Raw genomic sequence first — 18318 nt, forward strand, 5'->3', positions numbered from 1 at the left:
AAAGAAAAAGACATAAGGTAGCGACGCACAAAAGAAAAAAACGTGCGAGAGCTAACCGCCACAAAAAGAAAAAGTAGTGTAATGCTACTTTTTTCTTTTTTGAACGTTCATTGAAATTGGAGATTGGATTATAAGATCGTCAGACCATCGGATTATCAGACAGTGCATCACTTCTGGGAATCTGAAAATCCGAAAATCCGAAAATCTCATTTCCTTCGGGTACAAAATACCTGTAAATATTGTTTAATCCATCCGCTTTTGATTTCAGATGGCTGATTTCAGATTTCAGATTGCAACACAATCTAAAATCCAAAATCTAAAATCTAAAATTGAATTTGGATAAAAATTTACGATGTGAATAAAGAATTAATCATCAGATCGAGTTCTGAAGCCGTAGATTTTGCCTTATTAAAAGATGGAAAACTAATAGAATTGCACAAGGAAGAAGAAAAAAGCAACTTCCAGGTGGGCGACATTTTCATCGCGAAAATCCGCAAACCGGTTGCCGGGCTCAATGCCGCTTTTGTAAACGTAGGCTTCGAAAAAGACGCCTTTTTGCATTACCACGACCTCGGTCCCAATTTATCTTCCCAACTGAAATTCTTAAAACTTGTAAGCGCAGGTAAAATAAAAGATTTCACCCTAAAAAACTTCCAGTTTGAAAAAGAGATTGACAAAAATGGGGTCATAGCCGATGTGCTCAGCGCCAATCAATCTGTACTGGTACAAGTGGTCAAGGAACCGATTTCGACCAAAGGTCCACGCATCTCCTCGGAGCTGTCACTGGCCGGCCGATTCATCGTTCTCGTGCCTTTCTCCGACCGTACATCGGTTTCGCAAAAAATCGATTCACGCGAAGAAAAGGACCGCCTCAAGAAACTTGTCCAGGCCATCAGACCGAAAGGATTCGGCATTATCGTCAGAACGGTAGCCGAAGGCAAGTCAACCGCCGAATTAGAAAAAGATTTGCAGAACCTCTTAAGCAGGTGGACTGCAATGTGTAAAAAATTACCAACGGCCCATCATCCGTCAAAGGTATTGGGAGAGCTCAACCGGGCTTCTTCGATACTCCGCGATGTTTTCAACGATTCCTTTACCGGAATCCACATAGACGATGAGGAGTTGTATTACCAAACCAAGGACTATCTCATGGAGATTGCGCCTTCCAAACAATCAATAGTAAAGTTTTATCAGTCGAAAGACACCCCGATCTTTGAAAGGTACCACATCGAGAGACAAATCAAGACCTCGTTCGGAAAAACCGTTTCCATGAGCAAAGGCGCCTATTTGATTATCGAGCACACCGAAGCGTTGCATGTCATCGACGTCAACTCCGGCAACCGCTCGAACAAGGCGACCAACCAGGAAGACACCGCGCTCGAGGTCAACATGATTGCCGCCGCTGAAATTGCCAGACAATTGCGTTTGCGCGATATGGGTGGCATCATCGTGATCGATTTCATCGACATGTCGAACCCCGACAACAGAAAAGTGCTGTTCGACCACCTCCGCGAGGAAATGAGCGACGATAAAGCCAAACACAAGATCCTGCCGCCGAGCAAATTCGGTCTCGTGCAGATCACCCGACAAAGGGTCCGCCCCGAAGTCAACATCAAAACCAGGGAAGAAGATCCGAACAACGGAAACGGCGAAATCGAAGCGCCGATCCAGATTGTCGACAAGATCAACACCGATCTGGAACGCATTATCAAAACCCACAAGAAAGTGGTGCTCAACGCACACCCGTTTGTGGCTGCTTACCTCAGTAAAGGTTTTCCATCACCGCGCTCGAAATGGTTTTTCGAGCACCGGAAATGGGTGAAAATCATACCTCGTGACGCTTACACGTATCTGGAGTATCATTTCTTTGACGATAAAGGAAATGCCATAAAAGAATAAAAAAAACCGCCTTTCATTATGATTGGCGGTTTTTTGTTTTTATATCATTTGGGCGTGCCGGCGCTTGAACACCTCATACTAAACACGATCGCTATGCGCCGTCGGGCTTTCCGCGGTGCGCGGCACCTTGCTGCAATCCCTCACGCAAACTCATAAACGAATCCATTTCCCATCTTGGTTCTAGCAGCGAAGCGGTCTTGGTTCTAACAGTGAAACGGTCTTTCTTCTTACAACTTGACCCATTTCTTCACCGTCGATTTTCCATCGGCAGTCACTTTCATCAAATAAATCCCCGTTTGGATTCTCGACACATCGACCGATGTTTTTCCAGAAACCATTTCGCGGTTCGATTCCAAGATCAATTTGCCTTGCAAGTCGTAAATGGCAACGCCAATCGTTTTCGAATTCGTTTTCCAATCGATACTTACTACCTCCTGCGATGGGTTCGGATAAATCTTGAGTGTGTCGAATTCATTCTCCACGACCCCAAAAGTAGCCTCGATTTGCGTCGTGACCGTATTGGTCAAAATCGGCGCGTTATCGTCAAAATAAATAGCCGCATCGTTCGAGATGACTTCCCCTACGGTCAAACCAGGCAACGGCTTGATTTTATAGCTCACATATCCTACCAAATCCGGATCATTGTCCATGTTCGGTGGCAGGTTGATCCCGTCGAACCGGAATTCAAGATCGGCACCGCTACGCCCGATACGCATACCATAAGCGGAGCTGCCCAACGGTGTAAAAGTCGACCAATCCAAGCGGTCGTCGAGTTTGTTTTTGATCAAGACATCGATGGCCTCAGCGGTTCCCACATTTTCGAAACGAATGGTGTAGTGCAGGTAATCGTCGGCTTGTTCCGGGGTGATGAATGCCCCTTCGTGTACGATGATGTCGTTCGGGTCATACGAATTGACCACGATTTGCGACACCACAGCCGTATTGTTTTGCAAATCTTCATCGATCGATGTGGTCACGCTGGCCGTTGCCGTCAACACATCGCCCAACACAACCGCCGGCTGTGGATTCACGGTAAAATGCATGCTTCCACCCCAAATCTGAAATGGTTGCAAATCGGTAAAATTGATCGTAACTGTCCCCGGTGCCTGTACCGATCCAGGAGGCGCCTCGACAAAAGTCAGGCGAGCGGCATCGTACTGAAGCACTGCAGAACCACTCAAAACCGTTGTTCCCTTGTTGGCAAAATACATGCTGTAATACAAGGTTCCATTGGGCCTCGGGCTACCTACGGGAATCAGATTGATTTCAAGATCGTTGAATGTGCCCGTAGCCGAAAAACAGAACGGCGCCGCATCGACCCAAGATTCTGTGCCTATCAAATCAACTTCTTGGCTCTCTGGTGACGCCGAGAAATTGGCAGGTACAATGGTGGTCAGCGTATTGCTGCCTTCCTGGACCCCTTCAAAATAATAATAGCCCGCAATGTCCGTATAGGTCGAAAAGGTTCGGTTGCCAAAGGTTCTGATCACCTCGGTATAAGGAGCGCGTATCGTAGAAAGTTCACATCCGTTGTTGTCCTGGTTGAAATTAATCGAACCATATATCGTATTGGAGGTACATGTCTCAGGAATCAGGTCGAGCGTCACTACCGAATAGCAGTTGCCGCCATTGCTGACCCTGACGTATACGGTTTGCGGTGCCGTGATGTTCAAAGGCTGCTCATAATCAATCCCGTTTTGGTTGTTTTCTGCCTCCAGTTGCGAGTTGTGCACGCTGAATATATTTCCGGCCGCAGTCGCAATCTCAAAGAACTTGGTGTGGAAATCATAGGTCGATTGTCCCGCGACATCGGCAAAACAACCGTACAGAGGGGTCGCCGGCTGATTGACTTCGGGCGTACCGATGTGTACGTCGAATGAATTGGGTTGGAAACAACTATTGGACCCCGCCGGAATCGCATACAACGTCATCGAACTGGTAATAGGCGTCCCGGCCGCAAAATAATTCCCTGTCCCTTCTGGATTGTTGTAGTAAAATGCTCCATCGACATACGGAATCGCATAAGCCGTGCAAGCCGAAACATCTTGTACCGGATAAGGCCCTGGCGGTACCCTGGTAATCGTAAACGGATAATCGCTCGAACAATAGCCATTGCTGTTGTGCACATACATTGTGAAAAAGAACGGATTATCGACCGGCGGGTTCGTCCCGTTAGGCCCTGTATTGAAAGAAGTTCCGGGTGCCGGCGGCGGTAAAATGATTGGTCCGCAGGCCACGATATCGGGCATACCCACCATCGGCGGAATGTAGCTGTTGCGGATTGTAAAAGCGGTCACTGCCGATGCAGACGGGCTGACCCGCATCACACGGATGTAGATGATCTGGCTATCGCCCACAAGTGTGTAATTGTGGTAATTCATCGTTGATATCGCCCCTTCGCTGCTTCCGGTTTGCGCGCCTGTCTGAGAAGTGTAATACATGACCTCATAGGCCGACGGCCAAGGTCCTTGGTTGCCCAGAACGATTGGGGTTTGCTGGCTAAGGTCGAATACCGCATTTTCGCATTGGTTGATGTCCGGAACGGGATAAGCGGTCACCTGCGCGAAAAAGTCAAACGGCAGGAACAATAAACTGAGAACAAGTAGTTTTATTTTCATATGCAATGTTTTGGTTTGGTGCAATTTATAAATTATTTTGATTCCCTAGCGTACAATTTCTATCCTTCTGCGGATTTCGTTCCCGCTTTCATCTACAACGGTGATGACATGGAATCCATTTGTTGGTGAAATGGGCAATTCATGAAATGTTTGTGTCGTAGCCTGATACACATTATCGATATACCAATACAACTGTTTCTCGCGTTGCGGATGCGCCACCTTCAAGACCACGGGCTGTACCTCGCTGTTGAAATTCTTGGTCAGGTAAATCTTGGTATTGGCTTTTGGATAAATGAAATCCATCACTCCGGTAGTGGTCCCTATACAATCTCCGCGGTACGGCGGCAACAATTGGTATTCGATATGCTGGCTTTTGTAGTACCATTCCATCACGGGCGGCAAAACAAACCAGCTTTTGGTTACAATGTTTGCTACATTTTCGCAACTGCTGTTGACACGGTATTGCTGGGTTCGGTCCAAATGAATGGTTTTGTGGTACGGACAGATGGCTGTCGTTTTTCCTTTCAATGGAATCATCTGTTTGATTTTTGGACAATCGTCTTTGGCCAGGTAACCGCTTTGCGCACAAACATCCACTTCTTCCAAATCGTTGAGTGGTTCGGCAAACCAACGTTTTCGCGGCAGCAGATTGAACACATCGAATAAAATCGGAGCGGCGCTTGAAACCCCAGTCAGTTCGGGCCGGCCCTCGCCCGTGGCATTGCCTACCCAAATCCCAACCACATACCTCGAATTCGTCCCGATGGCCCACGCATCGCGGTTGCCAAAACTTGTACCGGTTTTCCAGGCAATTTTAAGCGAACTGTCGTAAAATTTCCATGCTTCATCCCCTTCGGGACGGTTGACTTCCTCCATCGCCTTATACGTCAAATAAATGCTTCCCGCACCCAAAATGGTTTTGTTGAAACTTGGTGCGCCGAAATCATTTTTGAAACCATCCACATAATTCAATTCCGCAAATTCTTTGGTACGGTACTTTGCCTGATTCGCGTTGAAATAGTTGAGCGTCGAGGACATTCCGGCATAAGTTCGGCACAAATCCCATAAATTGCTTTCGGCGCCCCCCAAAATGAGCGACAACCCATAATGATCGGGTTGTTTCGAAATGTCCCTGAGTCTGAAACGCTGCAGTTCTTCATAAAACTTATTGACGCCAAAATCCTGCAGCATCAATACCGCCGGGATGTTCAGCGATCGTGCCAACGCGCGGTGTGCCGGAACCGCCCCGTCGAAAGTCAGGTTAAAATTTTCGGGTTTGTAGCCTGAAATCTGCGTTGGGATGTCGGCGACCAAAGTATTCGGCAACAAATCGCCCTGGTCGAGCATCGCGGCATACAGCAACGGTTTGAGGATGCTGCCCGTACTTCTTGGGGCCGAAATGACATCGACATCTTTCTGGTGTTCCTTGTCCGTCGGCGCATTGCCCACATAGCTGATGATGTCACGGTTTTGGATATCGACGACCAAAATGGCAAGGTTGTGCACTTCATTTTGCCGGTATTGGTTGTAGTAATATTTCGCGATCTGGTTCACGCGATTCTGCAACGAAAGATTGATCGTGGTCTTGATGCGTTGGCCTTCGTGGTTTTTGGCAATCCGTTGCAGCAAATGCGGCGCTAGCTGGGGCAAGTCATAGGGTTTTTGCGGCAAGGGTTCGGCTATGGCCAATTCGTAGGTTTGCCGGTCGATGATCTTTTCTTGTTGCAGTTTGAGTAATAAGCGATTGCGTTTGGTCAATAGTCGTTGTTGGTTTTTTCCAGGATAAATCAGGCTTGGCGCATTGGGCAAAACCGCCAGCGTTGCACTTTCCGCCCATGAGAGTTGGTGCGACTCTACCCCAAAATACCGCCATGAGGCCATTTCCAGACCGACGACATTTCCGCCATAAGGCGCATGCGCGGCATACAATTCGAGGATTTCATCTTTGGAATGGCGCCATTCCAATCGTGTGGCCAGGAGGAGTTCGATGGCTTTTTCGAAATAGGTCCTGCCTTGTCCATTGCGCGACAACCGAATGACCTGTTGGGTCAATGTACTGCCGCCACGGACAATTTTTCCCGCGCTGCTGTTTTGCCTGACGGCATTGGCCATTGCCACCGGATTGAATCCCGGATGATGGTAAAAATGCCGGTCTTCGAAATAGATCACACATTTTTTGAATTTATCAGGAACAGAATCTTGGGCCGGAAAACGCCATTGCCCGTCCCGTGCGATTTTGGCCCCCAACAGTTCGTCTTCCTGGCTTTCGATGACAGTCGCGTAAGGTTCCTCGAACAATTTCCGCGGAAGCGAAAAATAATAGACAACCAGCATCAAAAACGCAATGCTGCTTTTGATCCGGTTGCTTTTGATCCAAAAGAGGATGCGCTTTAAAAACGCGGAGACTTTAGCTTTCATTCTAACCGCAAAGTTCACTGAGTTTTCACAAAGTGGTTAAATTACTTTATTATTTCAACCCATTGCCCCTTGGTGCGTGCGAGATAGGAATGGTCATACATGGCTTCGCATTGCAGCCCCGGCAAATAATAAACACCGAGGTATGATGCATTGAGCAACACCCGGAAGGTTTTGGTTTCATTGGCCTTGAGCGGGAAATAAAAATTCGTACGGTCGTCGCGTATGTCGATGTAATCGGCGGTGTTGTTGAGCGCATCGCCGTAATCCGTAAAGCGTGTATTGACGATCTCGAAGCCCGAAGGCAGGATTTGGGTCATCGCGACATTTTCGACGCGTTCGCTCCTTTGGTTTTTGATCGTGACCTCGGCGATGAATTCGGTTCCCTGGGCCATCTTGCCGACATTGATGATCTCGCCTTTCCGGTTTTTGAATACAACTCCAGCAGCGATATTGCTTTGGTACGGCTGCTCTTTGCCTATGGGCAGGATTCCCGAATGGAGTACACGGACATAAACCGTATTGTTCTTGTTGTTTTTGATCGTTACGGTATTGCCGCCGTTTTTGACTGCAAGATTTCGGTCCGCCAATGCTTTGCCGCTGACCAATTGAACGGCCTTTCCATCTTTAATGTAATCAACATCTATTCCCTTGCTGCCATTATCTTTGGCAAATTTCGACATCGCATACAAACCATAAGCTGTCGTTTGCGTACTCATCCATTGATCGGCCGATAAGCTTTTGGCTAATTTAAGGGCCATGGCAAATGCCTTTTGTTTTTGACCCAACAACACCAAGGTTTCCAAAGTCATTGCCCGATTCCGATCCGAAGATCCGTAATAATAGTAATAACCGTTCGGTTGGTATTCCTGGTCAATCACACTTTTGGCCAGTAACAGCTCCCCAGCCGATTTTTGTCCAGCCAAGGCATAAGCCGCCGCCAACCGCAACTTGCTCTCATTCGAAATGTTGGCGGTTTCGCGCAAACGGTTCATCGACGACAAGTCAGGCGATCCGGCCAAAGCCAAGGTATACAAACGGTACGCCTGCGCCAAATCATTGCCGTATTGCGGGTAGAAACGCCAGGTTTTGGCTTCTTTCTGCTGGTAGGCAATCCATTTGGTTTTAAAACCGATGGGCAACACATACCCTTTTCTCTCGGCCTCGATCATGAAATGCCCGGCATAAGAACTGCCCCAATCGTCGGCATAGGTATTGCCTGGCCAATAGACAAAACCGCCGTTGGCCAATTGGAACCCGCCCAAACGGTTGATCCCTGCGGTAATATTCTTCTGGATTTGCGTTTGGCGTTCACCCGTAATATCGGCCACGTCACCCAAAAACAACTGCGGAAATACCGATGAAGTCGTCTGTTCGACACAACCGTGCGGATAGGTAATCAAATATTGGAGCCTGCGGTTGAAATCGATGGTCGGGATGGATGAAACTTCCAGTCGCGCGCTGTTGCTTCCGGCCACACCGAAGGTTTCCCATGACAGGGTTTTGCTGCTGTTGGGTTCGAGGATGACATCTTTGAATGTATGGGTGATCGGATTCGGGTTGGTCATGTCGATCTCGACCTCATAGGTTGACTTTTGTCCACCCGAAGTCGCGACGACCTGTATTTTTCCGATACCCGTCGCGCCCCCAACGGCCAAATTGAAATAAGCCAATTTTTCATCAGGTTGCGTGAAAGACAGGTTTTGTGAGGCATTCCCAATGACCCTGAGTCCGTTATTGGTCTTGATTTGGACATTGACATTGCGGATGCCGTTTTCCATCGCAAACACGGTTACAGGAATCGTGACTTTTTCAGAAGGGGAAATTTTACGCGGTACCGATGCCAAAACCATCAGCGGACTCTTGACCGGCGTGGCTTTTTCGGCATTTCCGTAAGCACTGGTATTTGCATCGGCGGCCACGATCATCGTACGGACCGAACCGACATATTTTGGCAATTGTAATTTGTGGACTTTGGTTTGGCCTTTTTCTAAAACAAAAGGACCGAGATAAATCACAACAGGTTTGAAACGGTTGGCTTTTTTGGCTTTCCCACCGCCCAAATCCTGGTCACCCCCGATACTGAAAATCTGGTTGATTTTACCGCCATAGGCACCAACCACGTCGTCGTAAATGTCCCAGGTTTTCACACCCAGCGCCTCCCGGACATAGAAACTGTCCCAGGCATTAGGCGTCTTGAAACGTGTCAGGTCAAGCAAACCTTCGTCGACGACGGCAATCGTATAAGTCATCCGCCTACCCGATTCTTCGCTGACCTTGAGGCTAAAAGGCTGCTCGGGTTTGAGTACATCGGGCATCGAAATTTTGGGTTTTAAAATAGTGTTTTTATCGACTACCTCTATAGGTACTATACCATACATACGAATCGGCGAATCGTTTTTTGTATTGGCATGCGGTTGCAGCAAAGTAATGTTGAAATAGACATTCGGCGCCATTTCGGGAACGATTGGCACATCGACCTTGGTTTCTCCTTTGACGGTTTTGACCCAAAGTGCCTTGACGACTTTGGAGCCGTTTTCAATCGAAATCAACGCACGCCCGCCTTCGCTCGACGGAAACGAAACCTGTGCCTTCTCGCCTACCGCATAATTCTTTTTATCAGTCGAAAACACGAGCATATTGGCCGAAGACGCATCGGTATTCCTCGTTTTGCCGGACCAATATGGCCAGTCGATGAGAACCGTTTCGGCAGTGGCATGTCCGCCATTGGGGTCAATGACGCGAACCATGTACCTGCCCCATTGTTCATCGGTTACCGAAAATTGGACAGCACCCCTGCCCGACGCATCCGTATTAACGATAAAACTTTTGAATGCGATAGTACCGTTGGCCGCGTTGTAATTCGACAAATTGTCCTCGGAAGCATCCCACCACCAACGCCATTCGACCTTGTATACCTTGACCTCGAGTCCGTTGACCGGTTTCGGCCTGCCATTTTCGTCGACAGTCACAATATCGAAACGGTTCATCTTGCGCGTTTCGAGCATGCCATATTTATTGGGTTCTGCCGATTTAAGCCCAACGTAGGTCTTGTACGGCGAATAGGTAGTGCTCATCACATCGGTGCTGAAATCGCCGCCTTCTTCGTAGACTTTGGTCACAAATGCCGCCTTAAGCATACCTAGTGCTTCGTTTTCGAGTTGGGGTTCGATACTGACAGAAGCCTTGCCGTTTTCATTGATTCGTCCGGAAAACACATTGATTTCCTCGGTGCCGAATTTGCGGACCAAATCGTCAAACACATACTTGGGATAGTTTTTAAAAGTCGTCGATTGTTGCGAAAACTTGGCCGTCATATCGGCCTTCAGGTTCTTCGCGATGGCACCGTGCAGCCAGGTCACTTCTAGATTGGCAACGCTTGGCGAAGCCGAAGTCAGGATGGTTTTGTTGAATGAATTCTTGATCCGCAGTCGGTTCGGTTTGATGGTTTCGATCTTGATGTTCTTGTAGAAACGCGCCCCACCAAGATTGACCATCGCCTCCCAGCTTCCGGTCGGCGCATCGGCATTGGTCGGCACGACGAATGCATAATGATTGAGGTCGTTTGATTTGACGATTTTCTGGTAGACGACTTTGCCATTCGGATCCGAAAGTCGGAATTTAATCGGGTGTGCTTTGGGCAATCGATTCGCCGCATCGTTCAAGATAAAAGACAGGTACAGATTATCACCCGGACGCCACACCCCGCGTTCCCCATAAATGTATCCTTTGAGCCCTTTCTGCAACGTTTCGCCCGATACATCGAAATTGGAAACCGATAGCGAAGTCCCGTCATCGAGCTTCATATAAGTGGTTTGCTGGCCCTGCGTCACAATCGCGAAATAGGCAAACTTGTCGAGCTTGAAATAAGCCGTCCCCGAAGCATCGGTTTTGGAAGATGCCAATTTCTGTTTTTGGAAACTGTACAGGTCAATCTGTGCACCGCCCACGGGTTCGGTCGTCAACAGGTTATTGACGGCAAAGAAATACGATTTGTTTTCCCCGCGTTTGGCAATCACGCCGAGGTCCGAAGCCAAAACATTCGTCGCAATCTTGGTGTTGTAATAATACGAGTTCGTACACGGATCCTGGCGTTCGCGCCATTCATAATCATCATAGTAATAATCGTCGTAATAATCGCCGCTGTAATTGACATCGTTTTCATCGGGATCTTCCGGTTCCTCGGTGTCTTCATCGGGTTCGGTCGAGTCGCATTTGTAAAGCGAATATTTCTTTTTGAATTCGAATTCGACGCGGTAAATCGCCCCCGGATCGGGCGTGATGATCTTGGCCAAATCGAGTGCAAAAGTGTTCCATTTGTCAAGCTTGGTCAGCGAATTGCCTTGTAGATTCAACACGCGTTTGGCCACCGGTTGTGCCACCTGACGCAGGTTGCGTGCCCCGTTGATTTCATTTTCCTGCAGGAATTGCAGGATATTGTTCTTGTAAATCTTGTAGACCTTAACATCGACCGCCTTGAGGTTGACCGCCTCGAAATTGAGTTTGAGGTTGCTCGAACTCGGCAAAATGGTCCCGTTTCTCATCAGCCGCACATTGGGTTTGATTTGCTCGAACGATACTTTGGTCGCGAACCCCTTTTTCATTTTATAGCCTTCCTCGCTTTCGATGCCTTCGAAAACCTCGAGCAGCAAATTGCCTTTGAGCGGTTGTTCGAAAAACACCTTGAGTACGTTGCCCTGTGTGGCGAACTTGAGGTTTTCGGCAGTTTCAACAGCTACAAGCCCATTGAAGTTTTGGCCTTTCTGCAACGGATCCGAAAAATTGACGAGCAAGCTTTGGTTGCTGTCGTCAGGCACGACCACATCGATGATCTTGAAATTCGATTTGCCCGCTATCGGGAATTTGATGAGGCCCTTTTGGTCGATGCCGCAATCATTGCCGTCGTAGGCGATTTCGATTTCGGAATCTTCGACATGGCGTTTGATGCTGTCGACGACAAAACGGAATTCGGTTTTCGAACTCAAGGTCTTGTCGAATTTGATCTTGAGCTTTTGGTCTTTCTGCGTGGCCGAAACCAGTTTTTGCGCCGTAGCCAAATCGAGTTCGTCGGCCGATTTGAGCGTACAATTGAGGTATTGGAAATCTTTGCTGTACGATTGCACGTCGTTGGTCGTAATCGTAAAATCTTGTTTGATTGTCTTGAGCGAGAAGTTGAAATCGTTGAGTTTTTCAGGCACTTTGACAATTTTGGACAGGTGGAAGGTTACTTGGTATTCGGTATTCTGGTCCAGTTTGTTTTCGGGAATGAACGCCACCGTGTTGCCCGAAAGCGCGACCACTTTCCCATCGACCGAAGGCGAAATGCTGAACAGCTCATTGTCGAGTGGCTGGTTGGCTTTCCATTCGGATTTATTGAACGCCAGCACCACACGGATGTCCGATCGCGCCGGGACGATGCCCGCCGTAAAACTCGTGATGTACTGTTTGAATAAGGAAAAATCTGAATTGAATTCGGCTGCCGTTTTTTTGTTGCAAGCCTGGAATACCAAAAAAGTGAAAAACACGAAAATTATTCCCTTTGTTTTCATCGTATCAAGAGTTTATGGTTACAGAACGTGGCGATCCAAATGCATTTCAACATCCGGATTTCTGCCATAACTGCGAAACCGATTTTTATATTGTATTAAAAGTAAGGTATTTTTTCCGAATCTTTTATAAAGAAAATTCGCGATAAAAGAAGGTCCGCAACAACGCGGATTACTTGCGCCTTTGGGCAAAGAAACGCAGCATCAAATCGGCGGCTTCAGTGGCCATCACACCCGAGACTACGGCCGTTTTGGGATGCAACTGCGTTCCCATCGCGATGAAGCCACGTTGCTCGTCGCGCGCGCCAAAAACGATTTTGGAAATTTGGCTCCAATACAACGCGCCGGCACACATCTGACAGGGTTCGAGCGTGACGTAAAGCGTACAATCCTTGAGGTATTTGCCGCCGAGGAAATTCGCCGCAGCGGTAATCGATTGCATTTCGGCATGCGCGGTCACGTCGTTGAGCATTTCGGTCAGGTTGTGGCTGCGCGCAATGACGTGGTTGTTCACGACGATTACAGCCCCGACGGGAATTTCGCCCTTTTCAAACGCCATTTCGGCTTCCTGCAAGGCTTTTTTCATGAAGTACTCGTCGGTAAATACATTTTCCATGTGCCAAAAATACGCTTTTCATCACAAACTGCGTTATGGAATGAAACCAACACAAACCACCATGCAAGAGCAATTTAAAATTTCAGTTCCCGAGCCTTGTCCCGAGAAATGGGAAAACATGGCTCCGAAAAGCAACGGACGATTTTGCAACAACTGTTCTAAATGTGTAGTCGATTTTACAAAAATGAGCAATCCCCAAATCCAGCAATACTTTATCGCACATCAAAACAAAAGCATTTGCGGCAGGTTTGAAACACAGCAACTGGATCGGCTGGTCATCTCGATTCCGAGACAAGTATTGCATTCCCAAATGAGTTTCAGCCGAATGTTTTTGCTTGCCTTGTTTGTCGCTATGGGAACCACATTGTTTAGCTGCTCCGATAGGAATGGTGAAAAACGCGCAATCGACGCAGTTGAAATTGTTGTAGATTCTTCTGCCAATGAAGACTTGTTGGGAAAACCGGTGCTTGGCAACATCGGAGCTGATACCGTTGCGCAGCCATCATGCGACAAAACTGATGAATTTGTTTACGGCATGGTGATTCCCGAAAAAAAGATGCCCAAAATCAAAGTCTACAAAGATTCCATTACAATGAGCGAAAGTAATTATTAGGCAAACAAAACTAAATCGTAAATTTGTGTACATTTTTGCCAGCCGATGCCTGAAAATTTACTTTCACATATCCAAAACCCATCCGATTTAAGGCTTTTGCGCGAGGACCAGCTTCCGCAACTGGCCAAGGAATTGCGCGATTTTATCATTGACATCGTTTCGGTCAAGGAAGGGCATCTGGGCGCTAGTCTCGGTGTGGTGGAATTGACAATCGCTTTGCATTATGTGTTCAATACGCCCGAAGATTTACTCGTTTGGGATGTCGGGCACCAAGCCTACGGGCATAAAATATTGACCGGAAGGAAAAATATTTTCCACACCAACAGACAACTCGGCGGCATTTCGGGCTTTCCAAAGCGCAGTGAAAGCGAATACGACACTTTTGGTGTGGGCCATTCATCGACGGCGATTTCTGCCGCTTTGGGTATGGCAATCGCTTCGCATTTGCAAGGAAACGACACCAAAAATCATATTGCAGTCGTGGGCGATGCCTCGATTGCCTCGGGGATGGCATTTGAAGGACTCAACCATGCCGGGGTCACCGATGTCAATTTGCTGGTCATCTTGAACGACAATGCGATTGGGATCGATCCGAGCGTAGGCGCCTTGAAACATTACCTGACTTCGGTCAAGGAAGGCAAAAATCCGAAACAGAACAACATGATCAAGTCGCTTAATTTCGATTACAGCGGTCCAATCGACGGCCATGACCTCTCGGCCATCATCAAAGAACTAAAGCGCTTACAAACGATAAAAGGCCCCAAATTCCTGCACCTGATCACCACCAAAGGAAAAGGGTTGCAACAGGCCGAGGAAAATCAGGTGCAATACCATGCGCCGGGAAAATTTGACAAGCTTACCGGGGAAATCATTCCCAAATCGGAGGCGCATTTGCCACCCAAATACCAGGATGTTTTTGGCTTGACCGTATTGGATTTGGCCCGGAAAAATGACAAAATTGTAGGCATTACGCCCGCCATGCCGTCGGGAAGTTCGCTCAAGTTCATGATGGATGTCTTCCCTGAGCGTGCCATCGATGTAGGCATTGCCGAACAACACGCCGTGACTTTATCGGCCGGGATGGCCACACAGGGCATGGTGGTGTTTTGCAACATCTATTCGACTTTTCTGCAACGCGCGTACGATCAGGTGATCCACGATGTGGCTTTGCAAAATCTACCGGTCATTTTTTGCCTGGACCGGGCGGGAATCGTGGGCGAAGATGGTGCCACGCATCACGGTATTTTTGATTTGGCCTATTTGCGTTGCATTCCCAACATGATGATTTATGCACCGCATGATGAAGTCGATTTGCGCAATATTTTGTACACGGCACAATTGGGATTGGCGCATCCGATTGCGATCCGTTACCCCAGGGGCCGTGGCGTGACGGTGGATTGGCAACAACCGTATCGGCGGGTTCCAATCGGCCAAGCGGTCTGTCTCAAAGAAGGAAACCAAACGGCGATCCTAAGTACGGGAACCGTAGCCAATCATGTGACCGCCGCGCTCAAGGCACTGGACAATCCGGGCGATTTTGCGCATTACCATTTTGGTTTTGTAAAACCTTTGGACGAATCCCAACTCCATCAGATTTTTGAAAAGTTTGAGCGCATCCTGACTGTTGAGGATGGCGTGGTTAAAGGTGGTTTTGGCAGTGCGGTCTCTGAATTTGCGAGCGCCAATGGATACAAGGCCAAGCTCGAAATCTTGGGAATTCGCGACCATTTCCCGGAACATGGAACGGTCGAACAACTACAAGCTATTTGTGGGTTTGATACCAAAAGCCTGCTCGAAAAATTGAAATCCTATTCCTTTTTGAAATAAATTAAAATAAAAAAGCCGGCACTGAGTACCGGCTTTTATTTTGGATGACCAATGCTTAGTTGATCATGAGTTTCTGTGTAAAGTTGATTTCAGAACCATTCACTTTCAACACATACATACCTGTTTGCAAGTGGCTCAGGTTAACTGTTTTCTCCACGTTGAAATCTTCGTTGTTGGTGTTGTAAACGACTCTTCCGTTGATGTCAACTACCTGCATGCTTACTTTTCCGACATACTGGCTGATGCGAACGTTAAACGTACCGTTTGAAGGGTTCGGATAGACGCGGAACATGTCTTTTGCTTGGAAATAGTTCACGCCCAAGGTACAGTTTGGACCTTCTGGGAAAGCAGTAAAGTCTTCTACCTGGTCGTTGCAGTCGTTGGCACTTCCGGCAGAAGCGTTCAAACCAACACCTCTCCTGGTGAATACGTCAGCAATCAAACAGTAGTCGGCACCGCCAGTAGTTGCCTGGTCAGCAGCGAACAAATTGTCTCTACCCGTTACGATATTGGTGGCATTACAATTCTCGAGTTTCAAAGCATCGAGAACCAAACGCATCACTTTGTTGTTTCCACCTGTACCAGTGTAGATGTCGGCATCAAAACCATACTTCTCAACGTAAGCCCAAGTCAAATCCCAAAGACATGAAGCCCAGAATTCACCGATTTTGTAACGGTAAGCCGTATCAGCAGGGTCTGCCGGGATTGGCAAGTTCGAATCCACCAAAGTTCTTGGGTTGACGCCCATATCGGTTGAGTAAGGGAAATCACGCAAACCGAAACCATCGTTTGGTTGGTTGATGACATAGGTTCCAATTTCTCTAGGCTCAACACCTGTTTCGCCTGCTTTGATTTGCATCATCAAACCGAACCAGTCAGACCATCCTTCACCCATTTGATCGTAGTTGGTCATACATCCTGCCAAACCTCCACCGACAAGACGGTTAGAGATACCGTGTCCGTATTCGTGTCCGATAACGACGTTGTCAAAGCTACCATCGGCAAATCTGTAAAGGTCAGCCGGTACTTCCAAAGTTGCATTTACTGGTCCGTTAGCTACCTCAGCAGCCAAAGCATCACCGATTTCCTTGGTTACGAAAACCGCTGGAATAGTGATTCCCAAGATTCCTGTAGAACTCATTGAAAGTCTTACCGGGTTGTTTGGAACTGTATCGTAAACAATTACAGCCAAAGCACCATTGTCTTGTGCATTCTTCACTTTGTTGGAGAAGTTACAGTTTCCTCTTCTGATCAAAGCGATTTTTCCGCTCAATTCGAAACCATTCGTTGCAGGAAAGCAAGCGTTGTGGATTGTGATTGGGTTGTTGTGTTGGGCCGTTCCATTGTTGGGTACGTTGGTGTACAATACCAAATCAGCAGTAATCCCATTTGGCGCAACCGGTACCGGAATTTGATCCGTCCCTTCGAATACGTTGGTTGTAGCCGCACGTGGTCCAGCGATAGGAGCCGGTGAATTGATCATGATAAAGTTGGTTGGAGGCGCACCCAAATCCCACATGAACATTTGGATTCTCGGACGTACACCATCGTTTGTCGGTGTAAAGTTCGCGTTGTTCAATGTTGGTGTAGTCTGGGAATAACCATCCTGTGCATCGCCGAAAACAGCATCACCTGCCGCCGAAACGACACCACCTCTACCCAAGTTGTTTTGTTGGAAGTTACCGCTGGCTTCATCGAAACCATATTGGTACCAAACGTCGTGCATGATGTTGGTCATGTAAAACAAGTTGGTGATCGAAGCGTTCGTGTAAGTGTTAGGAATTCCTGTTGGTCCAGGATAGCTGAAATCGAAGTTCAACTCAGCACCACCGTCTGCTCTGGTACCAGTTCCGTTGTCACCGTTGGCATCTTCCTGCACCAACATGTTGTTACCTCTTGAATAAGTAAAGATCAAACCTGCAGTGGTTCCGCCGATAGCGTTGGCGTTGTGCCATCCGTTTGGTGAAGCCAAAGCGTTGCTTGGAGAAGTAATCACTTGGAACGGGCTGTGGTTAGGGCTCGTGTAGTTGTAAGGAATTACGCGGTAAGAACCTGCATTGACTTCCAATACCGATTCAGCACTGTTCTTGAAGCCAGCCTCGTAGAAGTTGAAACCGTGGTTGTGCTCGGAATGTCTGCCGTTACCGAAAGTACAGTTGATGGTCAAATCTTGTTTGTCGAGAACCTGCCCGTTGAGCGCATCGATTCTCACCGACCAATAGTGCTTGGCATCGTGTGTATAGAATTGGAATGCCCAAGCCAATTTCAATTGGTTGCCCATAGGCTGGTAAACCAATTTTGCGGTGATTGGGTCTTCCTGTACTCCATCGCTGAGCAAAATGGTTTTGCCGTTCAGGTTTTCAATTTGTGTAAATGAAGCATCTGAACCCATGCCCAATTGGCTGTAAGCTCTTGAAGCAGCCTCATACATGGTCAATACCGGTGCAGTGGCGTTTACCTTCTGTGCGACATTGGCAATGAAGGTGTTGTTTTCGCGCAAAACCTGGCCATCCTTGATGGACACGTTGGCCTGAATATTATAAATTTCAGTCCCGTTATATCTTTGCGACACATAACAGCTTGTAATCTTCGTACCCGATCCAAGTACTTCATTCTGAATGGTCAAGTCGGAAATGTCCTGTCCACTCAAGCCGTACTTCGATCGGTTGTTTTCGAAATACGTCTGGATTTTCTGCTTATTGGTTTGGGCAAACCCCACCATAGAAACCAGAAAAACACCTAATAGCGTAATTTTTTTCATGATTAATAAATTTTTTGATTGAC

The 18318-nt window shown here is 47.6% G+C and carries 8 protein-coding genes; 3 read left to right on the forward strand and 5 right to left on the reverse strand.

Features of this window, described 5'->3' with window-relative positions:
• Positions 1–354 precede the first annotated feature (354 nt).
• On the forward strand, positions 355–1899 hold the full coding sequence (locus tag QM717_RS02670; RefSeq protein WP_415034564.1) for an Rne/Rng family ribonuclease: 1545 nt from the start codon (positions 355–357) through the stop codon (positions 1897–1899).
• A gap of 227 nt (positions 1900–2126) precedes the next feature.
• On the opposite strand, the gene QM717_RS02675 is transcribed toward QM717_RS02670, so the two are convergent.
• From QM717_RS02675 to QM717_RS02690, 4 genes are all read right to left on the reverse strand, one after another.
• A complete protein-coding gene (locus QM717_RS02675; RefSeq protein ID WP_415034566.1) occupies positions 2127–4517 on the reverse strand; it encodes a T9SS type A sorting domain-containing protein in 2391 nt (796 codons plus the stop codon).
• A 45-nt stretch (positions 4518–4562) separates the two neighbouring features.
• Entirely contained in the window at positions 4563–6935 is a 2373-nt protein-coding gene (gene pbpC / locus QM717_RS02680; RefSeq protein WP_415034568.1) for a penicillin-binding protein 1C, read from the reverse strand.
• 41 nt (positions 6936–6976) lie between these two features.
• On the reverse strand, positions 6977–12481 hold the full coding sequence (locus QM717_RS02685; RefSeq protein ID WP_415034570.1) for an alpha-2-macroglobulin family protein: 5505 nt from the start codon (positions 12479–12481) through the stop codon (positions 6977–6979).
• A 169-nt stretch (positions 12482–12650) separates the two neighbouring features.
• Complete coding sequence (locus QM717_RS02690; protein ID WP_415034572.1) at positions 12651–13094, reverse strand: nucleoside deaminase; 444 nt, start codon at positions 13092–13094, stop codon at positions 12651–12653.
• On the opposite strand from QM717_RS02690, the gene QM717_RS02695 reads away from it, so the two are divergent.
• Positions 13093–13707, forward strand: coding sequence for a hypothetical protein (locus tag QM717_RS02695; RefSeq protein WP_415034574.1), 615 nt, complete (start codon positions 13093–13095; stop codon positions 13705–13707). The genes QM717_RS02690 and QM717_RS02695 overlap by 2 nt on opposite strands.
• A gap of 45 nt (positions 13708–13752) precedes the next feature.
• Complete coding sequence (locus tag QM717_RS02700; RefSeq protein ID WP_415034576.1) at positions 13753–15534, forward strand: 1-deoxy-D-xylulose-5-phosphate synthase; 1782 nt, start codon at positions 13753–13755, stop codon at positions 15532–15534.
• Positions 15535–15589: 55 nt separating this feature from the next.
• On the opposite strand, the gene QM717_RS02705 is transcribed toward QM717_RS02700, so the two are convergent.
• Positions 15590–18295 (reverse strand): T9SS-dependent M36 family metallopeptidase, encoded by a 2706-nt coding sequence (locus tag QM717_RS02705; RefSeq protein ID WP_415034578.1) that lies wholly within the window; start codon positions 18293–18295, stop codon positions 15590–15592.
• Positions 18296–18318 lie beyond the last annotated feature (23 nt).

The sequence above is a fragment of the Flavobacterium sp. genome (assembly GCF_047602195.1).
Lineage (GTDB): Bacteria > Bacteroidota > Bacteroidia > Flavobacteriales > Flavobacteriaceae > Flavobacterium.